Genomic DNA, 2379 nt, shown 5'->3' with positions numbered 1-2379 from the left:
CCGGGACACCGGTCTGGCTGATCGACCGCCGGGAACCGGAACTGCACCGCTTGCTGAACCAGCTTGAACAAGAGGTCGCGGACATGGCCGCAACCAAGACGAGGCCCGGGGCCGAAACACCCATCCCGGCCTCGACGTTCGTCCCGACCCTGCCTGAAACGCACCGCCCGGAAGGCCGTCCCTGGTTGATGCGGGTCGCCCGCAGGCCTCAGCGCCGCGCCAAGGATGCGACAAGAGCCATGTGGGTGGACCCGAAATTCCTGGAGCACATGACCAGCGTCACGTGCCGTGATCTCTGCTGGTGGCTGCCTCCGGTGATCTGGCCGGAGGAAGAGGCAATCTGGCGGGATGCCCTGGCCAAGATTCGCTCCGCGGGTGCCGAGTTGTTCGTGTGCAACGCCCCCTGGCAAATTGCTTTGTTCGACGCGGGCCAGCAAGGTTCCCGCCCGGCCCGCTCCCATCCGGCCCGTCTCTGGGCCGGACCATTCTGCAATACGGCCAACGCCCTGGCCCTGGATCGGCTGGCCGGCTTGGGGTTCACCGGCGCGGTGGTCAGTCCGGAGCTGGACGAGCAAGCCCTCCTGGAACTTCCTGAGCGCAGCCCCCTGCCTCTGGGAATCGTCACGGCCGGGTTCTGGCCCCTGTGCGTCTCCCGCTGGCGGGCGCAGGAACTCCGCGTCGACACCCCGCTGGCCAGCCCCAAACAGGAAATCGCCTGGGCCCGGGAATACGGATCGAATCTCTGGATCTTTCCGGACTGGGCCCTGGACCTGCACCAACACCTGCCCCGCCTGGAGTCCGCCGGCTACCGTCTGTTCGTGGAACTGGAGGAAAAACTCCCCCCCGGCCTGGGGCAACGCCTCCGCACTTCGCCGTTCAACTGGAACCTGCGGTTGTTGTAAAAACAAACGCCGAACACGATGGGTAACCGTGTTCGGCGTTTTGGTTTTGGAGGAAGACGGACAATCTTCCACCGGAATGAAAATTACGGTCGAACCTTGAGGACCTGGCCGGGGTTGATCCGGTCTCCGGAAATGTTATTCAAGCGACGCAGATCGTCCACGGTCACCCCGTAGGTTCGGCTAATCCGGAACAGGGTTTCGCCGGGTTGCACCTCGTGAGTCACCGGCCTGGACACGGCCGGACGCAGCTGTTCTGCCGAAGCAGGTGCCGGAGCGGCCGGGGGTTCGGCGGCCTGCTGCTGTTGCCGAGGTTGGGCGGGTTGTTGAGCGGGTTGTTGAGCGGGTTGTTGAGCGGGCTGTTGTGAAGGTTGCGCAGCGGGCTGCTGCCTGGCCGGTTGAGCAGTGGCCTGACGCTGTTCTTGGCGCGGCGCGGCCTCGACGGTCTGTTCCTTAATTTCGCGGGAAAGTTTGTCCACCCGCATGGTCAAAATGCTGAAATCGCCTTGCATCCGTACCAGGGCTTGCTGCCGCCCGCTTTCCTGGTTTTCCAGCCCTACCAGCTTCGTCTCGATGACCTCCAGCCGGGCCAGGATGTCATGGAGATCGCGGTCCGACTTGCTCCCGCCTCCGGAAGAAGCGATGATCACCAGCAGGACCAGCACGAACAGTCCGATGCCTCCCAGGATCACATACTTTCCCCTCCCTTCCAGGGCGTCTCGCAACGCCCCCCGCTCTTCCTCCTCGGGAGCTTCGACCTCATGGCGCTCTTGCTCCATGGATTCCAATTTCTGCAGCCAGCTTTTCTTATCCATAACGATATACTCCCATTGGCGGTGACGTCTTGATTTATTTTTTCAAAAAACCTTTCAAGTTGCAAGTCTTCCACCGGCATACGTTCGTCATGCGCATTCGGTTGTCGCCACGTACGGTTGATACCCTCAAGTCGCACTGAAAACAATCCCGTCGTCCTGTGATGCATTTGTCAGTCAATCCGAGGTGGGCCTACGGGCGAAAGACCAAAAGGGTTCGCGGATCAGGACGTTGCGCAACATGCCGCTGCCAAGCCGGCAATCACCCCCCAGCACGACGGCGACGATCTCGAGAGCACCCACCGGACGGGGTTTTCTCAACGCCGATGACGGTGAAGTGAGCCAAGCCAAGGGCATCCGCCACCAGCAGCAGTTGCTGACTCGGCAATTCCCTTGTCCGCGCGGCCAGGAACGTCGTGAAGGCCATGCTTTATGAGCTTGGCGCAAAAAGTTTTTTTGCACCAAGCAGAGGCAAATGATAGGTGGCTAGTGGTTGGCAAAACAACAACGTTGCCGGAAGTCCATGAGACGTATGGATCGTCGCTTGGACAGTTTGCGCTGACCTCAACTCTAATCTGAGCAGGACGGTGTCGGCCGTTTTTCTACAAAAGGAGTGCTCGTGCGATCCATCTCCATATCTCGCCCCCCCCCTCCCCCACCGTCCTTGC

General features: G+C 61.2%; 1 protein-coding gene and 1 pseudogene. One reads left to right on the top strand and one right to left on the bottom strand.

Translation table 11 applies throughout. The features are described from left to right. A pseudogene (locus C6366_RS19775) lies at positions 1-902 on the top strand (U32 family peptidase); the annotation flags it as partial. An 83-nt stretch (positions 903-985) separates the two neighbouring features. On the opposite strand, the gene C6366_RS18310 reads toward C6366_RS19775, so the two are convergent. Next, positions 986-1714 (bottom strand): LysM domain-containing protein, encoded by a 729-nt coding sequence (locus C6366_RS18310; RefSeq protein ID WP_107740626.1) that lies wholly within the window; start codon positions 1712-1714, stop codon positions 986-988. Positions 1715-2379: the final 665 nt, after the last annotated feature.

Origin of the sequence: Desulfonatronum sp. SC1 (genome assembly GCF_003046795.1) — a bacterium.
In the GTDB taxonomy this organism is placed as follows: Bacteria; Desulfobacterota; Desulfovibrionia; order Desulfovibrionales; family Desulfonatronaceae; genus Desulfonatronum.
The sequence above is the reverse complement of the archived record's forward strand: the minus strand, read 5'-3'. Positions and strand labels throughout refer to the sequence as shown.

What these genes read in the sequence shown, in the direction of transcription:
- C6366_RS18310 (WP_107740626.1), bottom strand. Translation starts at nt 1,714, where the DNA reads ATGGATAAGAAAAGCTGGCTGCAGAAATTGGAATCCATGGAGCAAGAG.